Below are 16,819 nucleotides of genomic sequence, written 5' to 3' on the forward strand. Positions count from 1 at the left end.
GGTCAAATACGGAGGGACGACGCCTAAAAATTTGAACATGGGATCACCTGTTGTTTTGGCGTTCGGTACGGTTAATTGCACCGATATTGCGCAGATAGACCTTTGCTTGAACGGTTATCTCACTTTTTTCATACAGACGCTGCCCTGTTTCCCAATCCTGCCGAATCTTTTTCCATAGCGAAAAATGATGCTGCTTGAGATAGCTGCCAAGCTTGATGACATCCACTTTCATCTGGTTATGGACCTTTCTGATGGTGTCATTGCTCATTCGCTGGATTTCTTCGGCAAACACTTGTTCAAGCTTCTCCATCGCCATGTGATTCAAGTAATCCATTGTAGCGTAAGACTCGGCTAATGTGCCTTCACATTCGATTATGATCGTGAATTTCATGCGCTGCCGATCTCGCAAATCTGCTTCTATGCTATGCTTAATCCCTTGAATGTTCATCGAGACGAGGTTGTTTTTCATCTTGCCTTTTAGCATACCTCCGCTAATATTTCCCGTGAGAAAATTCAGTCCCTCCGTCTCTTCCTCCCCGAGAAAACCCATCAACTGATTGTCATGAGCAAAAACGGCCGCACCTGCTAATTTTACCTCTTGCTCTTCGGGTCTGATTCGTGGAACCACAAAACTGTAGGGGCTAAGAAGCTCCTCGTGGACATCGCCCAATCGGACATCTGGAAGCATGCGGGAATTTTTATCGTCATTCTCCGCGACAGAGTTAACGTAAATGGCTGGCAGCTTTTCTGTTTTCGGTTTGACTTCCAGTACTTCTTTGGCAAGACCTTTTGAGATAAAGACCTTGCTGCTTCGTCTTGAGTCTGGATCACGCAGATAGAAATCGAGTGCCCTGGCAAAACCGTCTTTGGTACGGGCGACATCCTCAGAAACGATCAGGATCTTCATATGCTGATAAAACGGGGATCGGCTGGTTCGGGTAGCCAATTCGCGGGAAATCTCAAAAAGGGAATCCCCTTCAGATACGAGATTGTGAAAAGCCTCATTGGCTGTGTTTTGACCGCCTCCGCTTCCTTGACCGCCTGAGACCAACCCACCGGGCACGACGAATTGATGTGTGGCGAGAAAGCGTTCTTTAACGGGAGGTTTGTCGGGAGCCTCTTGCTTGGCTTGCTGCTCGGTTTCTTTCGTGCGAGGCATATCAATCCCTACGCCCACGACAAATCCTCGTTCCTCAATTTGAACCTGATCCCAGCAGCCAGCCAGCAACGTCGAGAGAAGCAGGTATATACAGAAGGCAGTGAGCTTTCTATTCATGACCCTTTACACCTCGTATGACAGCGATGAGGAGCAGCAAAATCGGACATAAATAGACGACGATCATTCCGAAATAGGTGATGCTGTCTGCAAACGTGAAGAAATCAACCAGGTTTTGCGGGAGCATCGCGACAAAATAAATGATGGGAGAAAGAATGAGCACCCAAACCGTTTTGGGCACCTTGTGGAACATGGACTGCAAGTTGAGCACCGTAATATCGAGCCACATCGCACAGGTGTTGAAGATCGTCATGATCCAGATGGTAAAGAAGATGGATTCCACCCGTTCAAAGAAGCCGCCAGGGATTTCTACCTCTTTTGCCAGCTCGATGGTTGGATAGGTCAAGTTCGTTGCTACGTCAGCAGAGAAGACCCCGATGACAAACATGTAGATGGTCATGTAGAGCAGAATGGGAATCGAGAGCCCTAACGTTACGGCTTTTGCCCCTTCCTTCGGGTTTTTCATCAGCATGGTGTAAAACAGGATAATCTCGAAGCCTGAATAAGACAGTCCGACCGCTCTTGTTCCTTCCATGAGTGCGGGCCAGTCTGAAGAAAAGAAGGGCCGGATATTTTCTACCTCGAACAGCTGGGTCGTAAAGAGCAAGACGATGAGCATGACGAGGAGAACGACAGGGAGAAAGAGCAAGTTGAGCCGCAGCATGGAAACGCGCGTTCCGACTACGGCGTATTGAACGATCAACAGAAAGGAGAGTGTGATCATCTCAACCGGTGTATTGTAAAACAAGTATTGCTTGGCAATATTTCCGATCGCCCGGATTTCAAACGAGACGAAAAGCATGGTGTAAATACAGACGACCAAGGTCAGGATGTAGGCGATTGGTTTGGTTGCGATGATCGAGGTGAATTCAAAGAAGCTTTGTCTGGGAAAGCGAGCCGCCAGCTTGGCAAGCAGCCAGCCAATCACACACGCGCAGAAACCGCTCAAAACAACCGAAATCCATCCGTCGAAAGCCCCTGTTGCTTTGGCTAGGGAGCGGGGAAAGGTCAGGATGCCAACGCCGATTGTGACTGAGGCGATGCTGATCCCCATATGATTTTTGCTGATCATTTTCTCCGCCAAGGTTTGTGCGCTCACTTACGACCCTCCTGTATTCATTCGATTTTCGTCTTTCGGGTGAAGAGCATCTGGGCGGATCTTCAAGAAGGTAACAGGTGCCCGCAAAATCATATCCTTCCAGTCCCTTGGCATCTGTGGAGCAAGAGGTGCCAAATAAGGGTACCCGATGCTGGTCAGATTGGACAAATGAATCATGATGGCGATAAAGCTTAACACCACGCCATAAATTCCAAAAATGGCTGCCATAAACATCGCAAAAAAACGGATCATCCGAAAGGCGATGGCGAGGTGATAAGCAGGTATGGCGAACGAAGCGATAGCAGTAAGGGCAACAACGATGACCATGACCGGACTGACGATGCCCGCAGATACCGCAGCGTCACCGATGACGAGACCGCCGACGATCCCGACTGTCTGGCCGATCGGCTTTGGCAATCGTAATCCGGCTTCCTGCAACAGCTCCATCGTCGTCACCATCATGATCGCTTCTACGAATGCGGGAAAAGGAACCCCATCACGTGTGGCTGCAATCGAGAAGGCGAGATCAGACGGGATCAAGCCGGGATGAAAGGTGACGAGAGCAATATAAAAAGCAGGTGAATAGACGGCCAGAAAAGCTGCCAAATACCGCAAAAGTCTTGCCAAAGTACCTACAATCCAACGCTCGTAGTAATCCTCTGGCGAATGCAGGAGCAAACCAATCGTCACAGGCAAAATAAGCACCATCGGAGTTCCGTCGAGCAAAATCGCAACACGGCCTTGAAACAGCGCAGCGCTCACTTTATCGGGACGCTCCGTGTTGTGAACCTGAGGAAAGGGAGACAAAAAATCATCTTCAATCCATTGCTCGATAAAACCGGACTCTTCTACCTCGTCGATATCGATCGTGGAGATTCGCCGCCGCACTTCATTCAGTAATTCTGGATCAACGATGTTTTCAATGTAGGCGATGATCAGATCTGTCCTGCTTCGTCTCCCTACGATGGACCCTTCAAAGCGCAAGCTCGGGTCTTTGACACGTCTGCGAATATGAACGGTGTTGTCCCGGATACTCTCTGAAAAGCCATCCCGGGGACCTCGCACCAGCCCTTCCGAGACCGGCTCCTCGACGGAACGGGTTTTCCATCCCTTGCTGTCGATAATAATGACTTCGGCCGTTCCATCTACGAAAAGGGCTGTATCCCCAGAAAGAATGCTTTCGAGTGTTTTTGTGAAGTCCGTTGCTTTCGATATTTCGACGACAGAAAGGATTTCCTCATAGAGCATCTGGACAATCTCATCGGGTTCAGTCGGCACCACTTTGGAAGCAGTCGAGATCATCAACTGGATATGTCCGAGTACTTGCGTATCCAGCATATCGCAGTTCGCCAATCCATCAATCGCAATAACACCACAGCGATGATTGGTGTTGCCGATAAAAAAGGAACGAATCAATAAATCGTGTGGGCTGCCCAACACGGTCTTAAACGTCTCCATGTTTTGCTGCAAACTGGTCGATAGTGTCTGTGTAGGATCATTTCGCTGCTGCAAACGCTGCGTGATAAGAGAGGAAGTTTTCTTTTTGCGACGATGGGATAAAAATCTGCGCATCATTTGAAGTTCCTCCCGTTCAGAATGCGAATATCATGTTAGTGCGATTTTTTCCAGATGAGAGGAAAATTATGCGGAAGAATAGGCGAATGCTAAATCTTTCATAGTTTTGAATTGAACTCATCTGTGACCTATGTTACATTCGGCATGGTAGAATAGAGAGTAGTAAAAAGGAAGTTCAAAAAATCGTCTTTTGTCTTTTGATCATGAAGTAGTCATGAAAGCTTATTCGACATCGAAAATGGCGTTCACCATCGAAGTCCGGTGCTCATGTAGGTCCCCTACACTCCGCTCCTCCTTCTTCAGGTTCTCGCCATTTTCTCGATGCTGAAAAGACGACTTTTTGAACAGGCACAAGTAGAGAGAGTAGGAATGATGGAGAAGGGTGGAATAGAAGTGCTTGACAGTCAAGTATTGATCCGGGAAACGGACTTTTCCCGACTGGCACATACATGGGAAGAACTCGCGGAAGTAATGAAATCGCAGGGAGACGAAACCACGCCACACAAGCTCATTCAACTGGCCGCGAAAACAAAGCGCGCTGAGCTGAACATTGCGTTTTGCGGACATTTTTCCGCAGGAAAATCAACGATGATTAACACGCTTTTGGGTGTCAATTTGCTACCGTCCAATCCGATTCCGACCAGTGCGAATGTCGTCAAGATTCGCGGCGGAGAAAAAGCGGCTCGCGTCTTCACGATGAACAGCGGAGTCCTTACATTTGATCCAGATACGGAGATGGAGAAGCTCAAGCAGTTTGCTGTTGACGGAGATACGGTTGAATCCGTAGAGGTCTCCTATCCGGGAACATTCCTTGACGAATACGCCAGCTTGCTCGATACACCGGGCATTGACTCAACGGATGCAGCACACAAAATCGCTACGGAATCCGCGCTGCATTTGGCTGACGTCGTCATTTACATGATGGATTATAACCATGTTCAAGCCGAAGAGAACTTCAACTTTACGAAGACGTTGAAGGATCGTGGCAAGCCAGTCTATCTGGTTGTGAACATGATCGATAAACATATTGATTTCGAATTGGATTTCGATAGCTATAAGGAAAGTGTCGAGGAGGCATTCGCGACCTGGAATATACATCCAGATGGTATTTTTTACACGTCGCTTGCGGAACCAGATCACTCTGAGAACATGTATGAAGAATTTAAGGGCATGCTTGCTCAGTTGATCGCTGATCGTGAAAAGCTGGTTGGCACGAGCGTTCGCAGTGCTGCCGAGCATTTGATCGACGAACACATCCAAGTAGTAAGAACAAGCCAGGCAGACCAACGCCAGCAGTGGGAATCCCAGCTGGATGGTCTGGAAGTGGAAGGCATCGACAGTCGTAATGCTGCGGCTGTGCAGGAAGCGCTTGAGCAGGAGGAAGCGACAGCAGCGGCTCTAGAGCAGCGTGCTGAGGATGCCCGAATGCAGATGGAAAAAGAGCTGAGCGTACTTTTGGACAATGCTCGTTTGACTTATTTCAGCACGAACGAAGCAGCACGAAGCTACTTGGAGAGCCGCAAGCCGGGCTTCAAGGTAGGGCTGTTGTTTGCAGGCAAGAAGACAGAGGAAGAACGCGCACGTCGCGAAGAAGCCCTTCTCGTTGAGTTCCGCGAAAAAGTGGCGGGAAATCTCGACTTCCACTTCAAAGAATGGCTCGGCAAGCAGCCGCAAGTGTTTGATTTGCGGAGCGAAGAATATCACGCCAGCGTTCACGCAACCAAGATGGAGATAACGGGCGAGTTCTTGAGCAAGCACATCAAAGAGGGTGCTGCTTCGAGTGAGTACGTCCTGAACTACTGTGCGGATATTTCCAACGGGATGAAGCTGGAGTACAGACGAGTGGGTCTCTCCTTCATTGCACAAGTGGTTGAGATGATCAAGGAGCAGGTGCGTGTAGAAAGTGCGGCTCAAGTCGAGCGTCTTGGCGTATTGCGTGAGTTGGCAGCGCTGCATCAAAAGCTGGCAGGACTGGCAGCGAGAGAAGAAGAAACCAAGGGTCGTCTGTTGGCGATTATGCGTGGAGGAGAACAAGTAGCATGAATCAACTACGAGACAAACTAATTGCGGCAGCAGAGCGTCTGCGGCGCGCAAGTGAAGAAGTCGTTTCTGTACCAGGGATGCAAGCACAGGCACAGGCGATGCTGGATCGAGCAGATCGCCTGACTGCCAATCGTTTTACTGTCGCACTTTTTGGTGCATTCAGTGCAGGGAAATCGTCTTTTGCGAACGCTTTGATGGGCGATCTTGTGCTGCCTGTATCGCCGAATCCGACGACAGCAGCGATCAACAAAATTATGCCGCCTACAGATGAACGCCCGCATGGAACTGTGCGTGTCGTCTTGAAGGAGCGCGAAGCAATCGAGCAGGATGTTATCCGTTCACTCGCTGTGTTTGGACTGGTTGCATCTGATCTGGATGGGGCATTGGCTGAGCTCGGCAAGATCGATGTCGCCCAAATCCCGCCTACAGCAAAACCTCACTACACCTTTTTGAAAGCTGTTACAAAAGGCTTGCCAGAAATGGCTGCTCATCTGGGTGGAGAATTGCTGGTGGATATGCAGGCTTTCAAAGGCTTTGTAGCCAAGGAAGAAAAAGCTTGTTTTGCGGAATACATCGAGCTGTTCTATTCCTGCCCGCTGACAGACCAGGGCATCGTTCTCGTCGATACGCCTGGTGCGGATTCCATCAATGCGCGTCACACAGGTGTGGCGTTTGAATACATGAAAAACGCGGATGCCGTGCTGTTTGTCACATATTACAACCACGCCTTTTCACAGGCAGACCGCGAGTTTTTGCTGCAAATGGGACGGGTCAAGGATACGTTCGAAATGGACAAAATGTTCTTTATCGTCAATGCTTGTGACCTCGCAGCAAACGATGAGGAATTGCAGGGCGTGATTACCCACGTAGAGAAAAACCTCCTCTCGTGCGGAATTCGCCTTCCGCGTATTTATCCGGTGTCGAGCCAGACTGCTCTGTTGGCACGGATGCATGAAAAAGGCAAGCTGGCAGCTTCTGCGGAGAAAGTATACCGTCAGCGCACGAATACGGCTGAAGGCGAGCCGCTGATGCCGGCAGATGAAGCCTTCAAGTTCTCGGGAATGGCTTCGTTTGAAGCAGAGTTCCTCCGTTTTACGATTGAAGAGCTGACGCAAATTGCTGTGAATGCTGCAATCGGTGAAATCCGTCGCGCCCATGATACCTTGACAGAATTCATGCGTATGGCGCAGTCCGGCGAAGACGAGCGTCTGTTGCGCAAAGAAGCAGCAAGCAATGCCAAGACACAGGCTCTGTCAGCTGTTGAAGCACTGTCTACCGCTTCGTTCGAGCGCGACCTGGCAAAAGAGCGCGAGGAACTGCTCTACTACGTTCGCCAGCGCTTGTTCTTCCGCTTCAACGAGCTGTTCAATCTTGCTTTTAACCCGGCTGTCATCAAGGACGATGGACGGAACATGAAGCAAGCACTGCAAGGATGCTTGACTGATCTTCTGCGTTCGATCAGCTACGACTTGGCGCAAGAGCTGCGTGCCACAACCCTTCGCTTGGAGAAGTTCACGAACAAGCAGGGGACAACACTTGTTGCGGCGTGGCAAAAGGATGCACAAGGCTACGCGGCAGGCTTGACCTTGGCACCTTATCAGCAGCGACAGGTGGAAACACTGTCCTTTGCGAACGAACTGCCAGTAGCCGAATCTGCATTTGCATCCGCGATTTCCTTGTTCAAAAACACCAAAGACTTTTTCGAGCAGGATGGCAAAGCAAAAATGCGTGAAGAACTGGAGAAGCGCATGCAAGAACCAGTGAGCGCGTATGTAGAAATCGGAAACAAGCAGCTGGATGAGCAATTCAGCGCGCTGTTCCAAGAGCTGGTGGCGAGTGAACGCAATCGCGTCATCGACCAGATCAACGAGTATTTCACAGGTCTGTTTGCGGCTCTTGAGATGAACGTCGATCTTGACGAGCTGGCGGCAAAAGTAAGTCGTGTGGCGGCTGAGTTGGAGTAGTCCCGGTTTGGTAGGAAAATGAATAGGGCAGTTCCCGGGTCTTGAAGAGATGAGGGGAATGCCCTTTTTTCTGTTGTTAGGTGGCTCTTGTCATATAATTAATAGGTGTAGGAGCTACCAAATTGTTTTAAATTGATTCTGCTAATTGAGTCCTTGCAATATTGTGCAAATGTTTTGGATTGAGAATTGCTAATCAGAATTCATGAAAACTTTTAATCAGGGCTTATCAAGCATTTGCCTACTAATTCATCTGCCTCAAAGTCATCTGGCTGGAGATTCAATGAAATCGTATCTTTAATTTTTTCAGGATTCTTGTATTTCATATGAACAACGTTATTGACAACAAATTTTTTGGCAAGGTTATTCGCGTCAACTAGAACATTACCTGTTAACTGCCCTTGATATTTGCCAGTTATTACAACAACATTTGCGGACTGAAGATACATTGCAAATTCAACATTTACTTTAAACAAATCTACCACCTCCGTTTTTGCTCATCTAATTGTTTCCTATAATCCCTAAGATGCTGAATTGTTTCTCTGGTTTCGACATTTGGTATGCCATATGCTTTTCTATGCTTGATTAGCTTTTCTTTTGCTTCAATCTCCATCTCTAAAATATTTGAACCGGTAGCTCTTCCTGTTCTATACTGAGTGGCATGAATAAACTCCTCAAATACAGCCGAAGCAGACGGGTTTGGTCTAAACGCAATTGTCTTATCATTTAATGTTGATGCTTCTGTACCATGCCAATTTAATAGTGGTACCGCTTCATATTCAGGAACAAGAAGCCCCCCTTGCTTCTCAAAAGCATTTTTCATTCGATTAAACTTTTCTGGATCCATTGGAATATGACCGGAACCATTGTCAATCCTATTAAGTGTCTTACCCCACTTCCTATTCCCTTTACTAGTAGCCTCTACGATATTTTTAACGTTTTTGCTTCTTCCAAGCGTAAGTGCATGTAAGGCAATCCCACCGATTGCAAGTCCATCCGCGAGATTGATTTTATCATCCCGTAACGTATTCAAGTCCTCCTGCATCGGCTCAATATAGCCTTCCCTCACAAACACATTAACGCCCTTAGGTAAATCCTCTGCCGCCTTCTGCAAACCTTTTGGCAAATCATTTGCAGCTTTTTCTAGTGCCCCAGGCAGTTCACTTGCCGCTTTTTGCATCGCAGCAGGAACATCTCCAAGCTTCGATATTCCTTTGATGAAATGGTCCAACATACTTGGCTTTTCCTGCGGTTTCTCGCAAGCAGGTCCTCGCCCAAAAACGGCATCTGACGACCCACTATTTGTTGAGGACTGATTACCTATCGTCACACCACCCAAATCCTGCCCGTCATCTTCAATCTTAATGAGTCCGCAATGGAAACATATATTTGTGGATTTGTTCAACAATGCGGGGTGTCCGCCGACTATTTTGTCCAGTTTGCCATCGATCCATGGCATGGTCATCACAGGTGTGCACGGCACCGGTGTTAGTACACCATTGTTTGCTGCGGTAGCAGAAGCGACAGTGGGATTCTTCAAGTTGTTGCACTGACCAAATGGCATGATATTGACGTTGGGAACAAAGTCCATGATGTTCATTTGTGGCTTGCCTTTTACAAAAACACCATGACTGAACGGCATTTTTAGCCGACTTAACTGGCTTCCGCTACTGCATGATAATATGGCACCAACAACCACATAACTCTTGCGTTCAGCATTCGACTTTTGGACGGTGATATCTTCAATATGAGGCATTCAGTCTCCTCCTCACTGGCAGTTTCCTATACAGATGGAAGATGCTCATGGTGATAAAAAGACGAATGATATCCAATCTATATATAAAAAGGGAATAATACCCACATACTGAGGTATCGGTTTGGGATTGGTCGCTAGTTATAGATAGAAAGTTGTGAATAAACGATGTGCAAATAGGTATTAAGTTCTATTCATGTATTCCTGTTATTTTTATTTCCGATTCTCCCATTCCTCGCGCAAAATCCCCATTTTAATCGCATCATAATATTCACCGCGAACTATCCTTGCTTTGCGTACCCGGGCTTCTTCCACCATTCCCATGTGAGCAGCCAGCTTGATCATCCGTTCGTTGCCGGACCACGTACCGATGCCTAAACGGACTGTATCCATGTGGGTAAACAAGTAGTCGATCCACATCCGAAACGCTTCCCGGCCATAGCCATTCTGCCAGTAGCGGGAGTCATAAATAACGATTCCGATTTCGCACCAGTTCGTCTCCTCGGATACCCAGTAGCGGCCGACACTGCCTTTTAGCTGGCCGTCAATCTCAATCATCAGCTCGGTTCTTGGTGCATCTGTCCCGACGAGAGAAAGAGACTCCTGGTGACGCGGGAGGGCACGATACTCTTCTTTTGTGTACGGATCAAGCGGTTTGTAGGGGCCATTCCAATTGAGATGTTCACGATCCTCTGCTTCGTATTTCCAATAGTAGATCGTATCGATATCTTCTGCTCGAATATCTCGCAGAACGACCTTTTCTCCTTGTAAATGAATACGCATGACTTGCTCTCCTTTCGTGTGGGTGAATCTGGTACAATCATTGTAAAATAGAACTGCTCCTATACACAGTGACAGTTTGAGAGAGTTGGATGGGAACAGATTGGAGGGTCGCTGATGGAGTACATGCCGATCATGGATGCACACAGCAAAGAACCTTTGTATCAGCAGCTGTACAAGCAATTAAGCAAACGGATTGCATCAGGAGAGATACCGTCCGGAACCAAGATGCCATCGATCCGTCAGTTGATGAAAGCAAGCGGCGTCGGAAAAAATACGATTGAGGCAGCCTATCAGCAACTGCTCGCAGAAGGCTACATCGTGAGCCGGGAGCGGAGCGGCTTTTTTGCTGCTGAGATCGAGAGATGGTCAGAGCCAGTGGATCAGGATGGGGAGATTGCCTTGTATTCATCCATCTTAAAAAAGAAAAAAGGGGAGCATCTCATCTGTCGCTACAACTTTCACGGATCTGTCATCGATACGAAGTCTTTTCCTTATGCTGCATGGCGCTCTTGCATGCTGGAAGCGCTGGATGTTTATCCGGAGGACTTTTCTTTTTACGGGGATGATCAAGGCGAGTGGGAGCTGAGAGAGGAGCTGAGTAAATATTTGCGCAGAGCACGTACGCTCATTTGTCGGCCTGAGCAAATCATCATCGGCACCGGATTACAGCAGGCTCTCAGCTTTTTATGTCTGCTCTTGGCGGATCGGCATCATGTGGTTGCGATTGAGGAGCCTGGGTATGCAGATGCTCGAATCGTTTTTTCGCATCACGGGTACGAGGTCGTGTCGATACCACTGGAAGAAGAGGGGCTGTCCATTGAAGCCTTAGAGAAAAGCAACGCAACTGTCATATACACAACCCCGGCTCATCAATATCCGTATGGGATGGTCATGCCAGTCAGCAAACGTCAGCAATTGCTGCAATGGGCAAAGAGAACGAACGGAATCATCATCGAAAATGATTACGATGGCGAATTCCGCTACAATGTACACCCTACGCCATCTCTGCAAGGAATGGATCGGGATGGATGTGTGGTTTATATCGGCAATTTTTCCAAAGCATTTTCTCCGGCACTTCGCTTGGATTACACGGTACTTCCGAGGCAATTGCTCGGGAGATATTTGGAAGCATTCCAGGCGTATCCTTCTCCGGTTTCCCGCCATTTGCAACGAAGCATGCAGTTGTTCATGCAAAAGGGATACTGGGAGAAGCATGTCCGAAAAATGCGCACCGTCTATCACCGCAAGCACGATGCACTGCTTCGGGCGATACAGACCTACATGCCCCGGGAAATCCGAGTATTGGGACAGTCAGCAGGGCTGCATATTTTGCTGGAGGTGGATACTTCCCGAACGGAGAAGGAGCTGATCGAGCTGGCGCGTGCGGCCGATGTTCGCGTTTATCCGAGCGGCCATAACTGGGCCAATGATCCGACGAATGCACGGCCGCGAATTATTGTTGGATTTGGTGGAGTGGAGGAACAAGACATTGCGGTAGGGATCAGGCGTTTGGCAGAAGCTTGGTTTTCGCTATGATCTGCGCTTTTGCCGAATCTTCTCGTTCTTATCCTTGTCGTCACCTTCCTCTTCCGCCGATTCTTTTTTCTCGATCTTTTGCTCATGGAATTCAACTGGTGTTTGCCCGAACACGCGATCTAGCGGGGTGTAGTAGTGCTCGACCGGTTTCTTTTGGATAAAAAAGCGGTAGCAAGCCATCCCGAGCATGCCAAAAATCAAAAGGGATACGCCAATAATCAAGCCGGACATCATCATCATTTTTTGTCCCTCCTTTTTGTGAGGTTATGGATGATTTACGATGAGGGTTCCAATTAGTTTCAACAGAAAAAAGCAGCCTATGACGTGGGACAGAGTAGTTGTCCAGCGCATAGGCTGCTTGGCTTTTATCGGCAAGGATTATTTCATGCTTTTTTGGTACTCATCAAACTGAGCGGTTACCTCATTCGAAGGCTTGCTGGTCAAATGGCTGACAACCACGATGGCGAGCAGGCTAATGGCAAAGCCGGGAACCATCTCGTAGAGGAAGTCCTTCAGCACATCAAAACGAGTCCAAATGATAACGGTAAGCGCGCCAGCGATCATACCCGCGAGAGCACCCCATTTGTTCATGCGCTTCCAATAGAGAGAGAGCAGAATGACAGGCCCAAACGAAGCGCCGAATCCAGCCCACGCATATCCGACGAGATCGAGGATCGTGTCATTTTTATTCAAGGCGAGCAAAAAGGCGACGACAGATACGAGCAATACGGACAGACGGCCAAAGGTGACCAGTTCTTTGTCGGTTGCAGAACGCTTGAAAAAGGTTTTGTAAATGTCCTCGGTCAAGGAGCTGGATGTGACGAGCAGCTGAGAGGAAATCGTACTCATGATCGCTGCCAAAATCGCCGCCAGCAAAAAGCCGGTAATGATTGGATGGAACAGAATCGTACCCAGCTGGATGAAGATCGTCTCAGGATCGCTCAACGTCCAGCCTTGCTTGGAGTACAGGGCGATACCGACCAGACCTGTCAACATGGCGCCAGCGACGGAGAAAATCATCCAGCCCATACCGATGCTGCGTGCTTTTTTGATCTCACTCGTGGACGTGATCGCCATAAAGCGAACGATAATGTGCGGTTGTCCGAAATAGCCGAGTCCCCATGCAAACAAGGAAATGATGCCGAGCAGGCTCGTCCCTTTAAAAATATCAAGCAAAGAGGGATCGACAGTGTGGATCTGGGTAAATGTTTCTCCCAATCCGCCTGTTGTAAGAACGGTCACGAGCGGAACGAGAATGAGCGCGATGACCATAATGAGTCCTTGTACAGCGTCCGTCCAGCTTACAGCGAGGAAGCCGCCAAACAATGTATAGGCAATGGTGACCAATCCGACAATCCACAGTCCCGTTTGATAACTCAGGTGGAAGGTGTTTTCAAACAACACGCCTCCAGAAACGAGACCAGATGAGACGTAAAAGGTAAAAAAGATCATAATAACAAGAGCCGAGACAAGACGAAGCATCCGAGACCCATCCCCGAAACGATTTTCCAAAAAAGCAGGAATCGTAATCGAGTTATTGGCAACCTCCGTGTACGAACGAAGGCGGGGAGCGACATACAGCCAGTTGGCATAAGCGCCGAGAGTCAGACCGATGGCGATCCAGGATGCACTAAGACCTTGGGCAAACATGGCACCTGGCAAACCCATCATCAACCAACCGCTCATGTCGGATGCACCCGCACTGAGAGCGGTTACAGTTGGACCGAGAGATCGACCCCCGAGCATGTAGTCGGTCAGATTGGAGGTACGTTTATAGGCATAATAGCCGATTAACAGCATACCTGCCATGTACACAATAATAGACACGAGCAGCATATTCATTGGCAGCACCCCTTGCTATGTTTAGTATTTATGAAATTTATATGAACATCTTACACGTTATCATGCCCAATAATAAAAATCTATAAGGAAACACAGAAAATTTTGTAGAAACTCAATAAAAAGTTTTTTAATAACACGAAAAAGCCCGCGATGATTGATCGCAGGCTTTTCTTGAAATGTTTTCCAAATTACTGAACCTGAATCTGACCGTTTCCGTCGAGTGTTACTTTGAATTCCTTTACGACAGTAGGCTCCGCACCTTGATTGTTCAAATCGTGCTTAAGCACTTTGAAAGTACCGTCGGCAGAGAGCGTGCCTGTATATTCAACACCGAACATGTCAGATTTGTAAAAGCTGAAGTTCGCTAGCTCGGTCTTTTGCAATTCTTCTACGAGCAATTGACCATCTCCGCTGAACATCGCATTACGCAAGGCTTCAGAGGATTCGTATTTTTGCTGGAGGTATGTTTGCAGCTGTTGGGCAACCTCAGACTCCGCCAGCTGCTTGCCTGCTTCCAGAACTTGCTGACCGGCTTCGACAGCCTGTTTGCCTGCCTCAATGGCTTGCTGTCCTGTTTCTACTGCTTGCTGGGCGGTTTGGACCCCTTCGGATATTTCGGAGCAGGCAGTGAGCAGCAGCGCGCATGCAATAATCAATGCTTTTTTCATGTGGTTCACTCCTTTCTGGCGTGACGATTCTTACTTTATTTATTTTACCGTATATCCACTGACTTCGCATCCGCATATGATGAGGTAAGCGTAAGAGCTGCACTGATTACAGGGAGGAAACACAATGATTCAAGGGAAAGTAAAATGGTTCAGCAAAGAAAAGGGCTATGGGTTTATTGAGCGCGATGGCGGACCTGATGTATTCGTACACTATTCTGCGATTACGGGGTCTGGTTACCGCAATTTGGAAGAAGGCGAGCAGGTGGTCTTTGAGATCGTAAATGGACAGCGTGGGCTGCAAGCCGCCAATGTAGCGAGGAAAATCGTGTAAAAGAGGTAACATCTTCCAAAAACACAAGACGAAGGACTTCCTTCGATTCAAAAACGCCGTCATACCTGTACAAGGCAGACGGCGTCTTATTTATGTCACGTAACGTTCGGGATTGATCAAAGGTTGTTGTAGAGAAAGACTGACAATGCAATGACCAGGGCGATCGTAATGATGCCGTAAATGATCAACAGATTGCGGGAGCGTTGTTTAAAGCCCCGCACTTTGGATTCGGATGGGTTAATTCCGATTTTTATTGTAACGACGAGACCTATAAGAACAAGAACAATAATAGCAATAATGAAAGGCAAAATACTCATAACAGCCAGTCCTTTCTGTATGGCACAGTCATCCTGCTGGATATACACGAGGATGCATACGGTAGCTTACTTCGATCATATACCGACCGCACAAAAATGTTGCCATCCACTTGGGGATTATTTTGCCCATCCACTTGCCACGAATGCATCCGCTAAGCGCGAGACTGCCTCCGGGATCTGATCCAAGGTAGCTCTGCCAAAGGTGAAGCGGACATATCCTTGCTCTGCGCCGAAAAGGTGTCCAGGTACGAAGACAACTCCCCGTTTGACTGATTCTGTGAGAAGACATTCGCCGCTCCATTCCCCTTTAAATTTGCACCACAGGTGAATGCCTCCTTCTGAACCGACCATTTCTACTTGATCACCGAACTTGTCTTGAAGCGAGGAGACAAGCTGATCGTGCCGCAAGGATAGCTCTGTTCGTAAAAGATCGATGTGACTCGCAAACTGAGGCGATCCGAGAAAACGATTCGCTAACCATTGCGGAAAAATGCTGTGTCCAAAATCAAACTGTTGTTTCGCATCTGCCAGTCTTTCCATGACAGTAGGGGGCCCGACGATCCAGCCGATCCGCAGACCTGAGGCGACGATCTTGGTCAAAGAGCTGATGTAGAGTACAGTTCCATGTTGGTCCAGTGATTTTAAGGTTGGGACGGGCTCTCTCGAAAAACTGGTCAAGCTGTATGGATCATCCTCGATGATCGGAATCCCATTTTCATAGGAGAACGCGAGCAATTCCTGGCGCCGCTCCAATGAAAGCAGTGTCCCTGTCGGGTTTTGATAATTCGGATTGAGAAAAACCATTTTGATGCGGTGCTGGCGGTGCAGCTGGGCCAAGTGCTTCGGGTCGATTCCGTCCCGGTCGACAGGCAGCGAGAACGAACGCAAGCCAGCGGAATGAAAAAGCGGCAAGGAATAACAATAAGACGGCTCTTCAATAGCTACCGCATCCCCTGGCTTTAACAAGCATTGAACGACGAGATGAAGGGCCTGCTGCGCTCCTGACGTAATCATGATCGAGGTAGCAGGTGCTTCGATGCTTCGCCATGCTTTCATATGGAGACTCAATGTCTCTCGCAATGCCCAATTGCCCTGCGGATGCTCATAGCCGAGATGGGCCGGGAAGTCATCGGAGGTCATGAGCTGTTGGAGTGCTTGATTGGGGACGAGATCGGTCGAGAGCTCGCCACTCGCCAAATCGATCAAGTCATTTTCCTGTGTTTCACGACGGATTTTGCGAATCAACGGTAAATTCGGGCGAAACGACCCTGACTCCGTCAAATGACGCCAGTTCGGAACGCGGGTCCGTGCCAGTCCCCAAATATCTTGGCTGACGATGGTGCCGCTTCCTTGTATGCGCTCGATCATGCCTGCTGCTTGCAACTCATCGTACGCCGCGACGACGGTCGAACGGTTGACGTTCAGTTCCTTGGCCAGCGTGCGCTCCGAGGGTAAATAGCTGCCAGGACCGAATTCACCACTGCTGATTCTTTGCTCGATTTGCTCTGCTATTTGTTTATATAAGGGCTTGGTAGCCACAGAAGGTATGCCATCCATCACGAATCCCGCTTTCTACATTTATCCATTTATTATATCATGACATTCCGATCTTTCCTTTTCGTCTGGGTCAGGTAA

The 16,819-nt window shown here is 48.3% G+C and carries 14 protein-coding genes and 1 pseudogene; 4 read left to right on the plus strand and 11 right to left on the minus strand.

The annotated features are described in order from the left end of the window. Window positions 1-43: 43 nt before the first annotated feature. The 3 genes from EL268_RS08065 to EL268_RS08075 are packed head-to-tail and all read right to left on the minus strand — an operon-like array spanning window position 44 to window position 3,950. The gene (locus EL268_RS08065; protein ID WP_106657467.1) at window positions 44-1,276 is read right to left on the minus strand and encodes a Ger(x)C family spore germination protein; all 1,233 of its coding nucleotides are present in this window, start codon (window positions 1,274-1,276) and stop codon (window positions 44-46) included. Next, window positions 1,269-2,375, minus strand: a complete 1,107-nt coding sequence (locus tag EL268_RS08070) for a GerAB/ArcD/ProY family transporter (protein ID WP_106657468.1) — start codon at window positions 2,373-2,375, stop codon at window positions 1,269-1,271. The genes EL268_RS08065 and EL268_RS08070 overlap by 8 nt, the downstream gene beginning before the upstream one ends. Then, the gene (locus EL268_RS08075) at window positions 2,376-3,950 is read right to left on the minus strand and encodes a spore germination protein (protein ID WP_106657469.1); all 1,575 of its coding nucleotides are present in this window, start codon (window positions 3,948-3,950) and stop codon (window positions 2,376-2,378) included. A gap of 321 nt (window positions 3,951-4,271) precedes the next feature. Between EL268_RS08075 and EL268_RS08085 the strand changes: the two genes are divergently transcribed. Then, complete coding sequence (locus EL268_RS08085; protein WP_232030323.1) at window positions 4,272-5,993, plus strand: dynamin family protein; 1,722 nt, start codon at window positions 4,272-4,274, stop codon at window positions 5,991-5,993. Beyond that, on the plus strand, window positions 5,990-7,957 hold the full coding sequence (locus tag EL268_RS08090; protein WP_106657471.1) for a dynamin family protein: 1,968 nt from the start codon (window positions 5,990-5,992) through the stop codon (window positions 7,955-7,957). Before EL268_RS08085 ends, EL268_RS08090 begins: the two co-directional genes overlap by 4 nt. A gap of 212 nt (window positions 7,958-8,169) precedes the next feature. Here EL268_RS08090 and EL268_RS08095 read toward each other — a convergent pair whose 3' ends face one another. The 3 genes and pseudogenes from EL268_RS08095 to EL268_RS08105 all read right to left on the minus strand — a co-directional run bounded on the left by EL268_RS08095 (window position 8,170) and on the right by EL268_RS08105 (window position 10,490). Beyond that, the gene (locus EL268_RS08095; protein WP_106657472.1) at window positions 8,170-8,430 is read right to left on the minus strand and encodes a hypothetical protein; all 261 of its coding nucleotides are present in this window, start codon (window positions 8,428-8,430) and stop codon (window positions 8,170-8,172) included. Window positions 8,431-9,293: 863 nt separating this feature from the next. Continuing rightward, window positions 9,294-9,710, minus strand: a pseudogene (locus tag EL268_RS08100) (DUF4280 domain-containing protein); the annotation flags it as partial. Window positions 9,711-9,920: 210 nt separating this feature from the next. Then, a complete protein-coding gene (locus EL268_RS08105; RefSeq protein WP_106657473.1) occupies window positions 9,921-10,490 on the minus strand; it encodes a GNAT family N-acetyltransferase in 570 nt (189 codons plus the stop codon). 114 nt (window positions 10,491-10,604) lie between these two features. Here EL268_RS08105 and pdxR (EL268_RS08110) point away from each other — a divergent pair, with 114 nt between their 5' ends. Then, window positions 10,605-12,026 carry a MocR-like pyridoxine biosynthesis transcription factor PdxR gene (gene pdxR, locus EL268_RS08110; protein WP_106657474.1) on the plus strand — a complete coding sequence of 474 codons (1,422 nt, stop codon included), beginning with the start codon at window positions 10,605-10,607 and terminating at the stop codon, window positions 12,024-12,026. On the opposite strand, the gene EL268_RS08115 is transcribed toward pdxR (EL268_RS08110), so the two are convergent. From EL268_RS08115 to EL268_RS08125, 3 genes are all read right to left on the minus strand, one after another. After that, window positions 12,021-12,266 carry a DUF3951 domain-containing protein gene (locus tag EL268_RS08115; RefSeq protein WP_106657475.1) on the minus strand — a complete coding sequence of 82 codons (246 nt, stop codon included), beginning with the start codon at window positions 12,264-12,266 and terminating at the stop codon, window positions 12,021-12,023. The two genes, pdxR (EL268_RS08110) and EL268_RS08115, sit on opposite strands and share 6 nt — an antisense overlap. A gap of 138 nt (window positions 12,267-12,404) precedes the next feature. Further along, a complete protein-coding gene (gene putP, locus EL268_RS08120) occupies window positions 12,405-13,868 on the minus strand; it encodes a sodium/proline symporter PutP (RefSeq protein ID WP_164724448.1) in 1,464 nt (487 codons plus the stop codon). 188 nt (window positions 13,869-14,056) lie between these two features. Further along, window positions 14,057-14,536, minus strand: coding sequence for an outer membrane protein assembly factor BamD (locus EL268_RS08125; protein ID WP_106657477.1), 480 nt, complete (start codon window positions 14,534-14,536; stop codon window positions 14,057-14,059). Window positions 14,537-14,660: 124 nt separating this feature from the next. Between EL268_RS08125 and EL268_RS08130 the strand changes: the two genes are divergently transcribed. Beyond that, a complete protein-coding gene (locus EL268_RS08130) occupies window positions 14,661-14,867 on the plus strand; it encodes a cold-shock protein (RefSeq protein ID WP_106657478.1) in 207 nt (68 codons plus the stop codon). Between the two features lie 116 nt (window positions 14,868-14,983). Here EL268_RS08130 and EL268_RS08135 read toward each other — a convergent pair whose 3' ends face one another. Next, window positions 14,984-15,184: a hypothetical protein gene (locus EL268_RS08135; protein WP_007728714.1), complete on the minus strand. Its 201-nt coding sequence runs from the start codon at window positions 15,182-15,184 to the stop codon at window positions 14,984-14,986. Window positions 15,185-15,301: 117 nt separating this feature from the next. After that, entirely contained in the window at window positions 15,302-16,741 is a 1,440-nt protein-coding gene (gene pdxR, locus EL268_RS08140) for a MocR-like pyridoxine biosynthesis transcription factor PdxR (protein ID WP_106657479.1), read from the minus strand. Window positions 16,742-16,819 lie beyond the last annotated feature (78 nt).

It is taken from the genome of Brevibacillus brevis (genome assembly GCF_900637055.1).
Taxonomy (GTDB): Bacteria; Bacillota; Bacilli; order Brevibacillales; family Brevibacillaceae; genus Brevibacillus; species Brevibacillus brevis.

Bases quoted from the DNA above. Each gene is read 5' to 3' on its own strand.
- pdxR (WP_106657479.1), bottom strand. From the start codon at position 16,741: ATGGATGGCATACCTTCTGTGGCTACCAAGCCCTTATATAAACAAATA.
- EL268_RS08135 (WP_007728714.1), bottom strand. From the start codon at position 15,184: ATGAGTATTTTGCCTTTCATTATTGCTATTATTGTTCTTGTTCTTATA.
- EL268_RS08090 (WP_106657471.1), top strand. From the start codon at position 5,990: ATGAATCAACTACGAGACAAACTAATTGCGGCAGCAGAGCGTCTGCGG.
- EL268_RS08130 (WP_106657478.1), top strand. From the start codon at position 14,661: ATGATTCAAGGGAAAGTAAAATGGTTCAGCAAAGAAAAGGGCTATGGG.
- EL268_RS08065 (WP_106657467.1), bottom strand. From the start codon at position 1,276: ATGAATAGAAAGCTCACTGCCTTCTGTATATACCTGCTTCTCTCGACG.
- EL268_RS08085 (WP_232030323.1), top strand. From the start codon at position 4,272: ATGCTGAAAAGACGACTTTTTGAACAGGCACAAGTAGAGAGAGTAGGA.
- pdxR (WP_106657474.1), top strand. From the start codon at position 10,605: ATGGAGTACATGCCGATCATGGATGCACACAGCAAAGAACCTTTGTAT.
- EL268_RS08125 (WP_106657477.1), bottom strand. From the start codon at position 14,536: ATGAAAAAAGCATTGATTATTGCATGCGCGCTGCTGCTCACTGCCTGC.
- EL268_RS08075 (WP_106657469.1), bottom strand. From the start codon at position 3,950: ATGATGCGCAGATTTTTATCCCATCGTCGCAAAAAGAAAACTTCCTCT.
- EL268_RS08115 (WP_106657475.1), bottom strand. From the start codon at position 12,266: ATGATGATGATGTCCGGCTTGATTATTGGCGTATCCCTTTTGATTTTT.
- EL268_RS08105 (WP_106657473.1), bottom strand. From the start codon at position 10,490: ATGCGTATTCATTTACAAGGAGAAAAGGTCGTTCTGCGAGATATTCGA.
- putP (WP_164724448.1), bottom strand. From the start codon at position 13,868: ATGAATATGCTGCTCGTGTCTATTATTGTGTACATGGCAGGTATGCTG.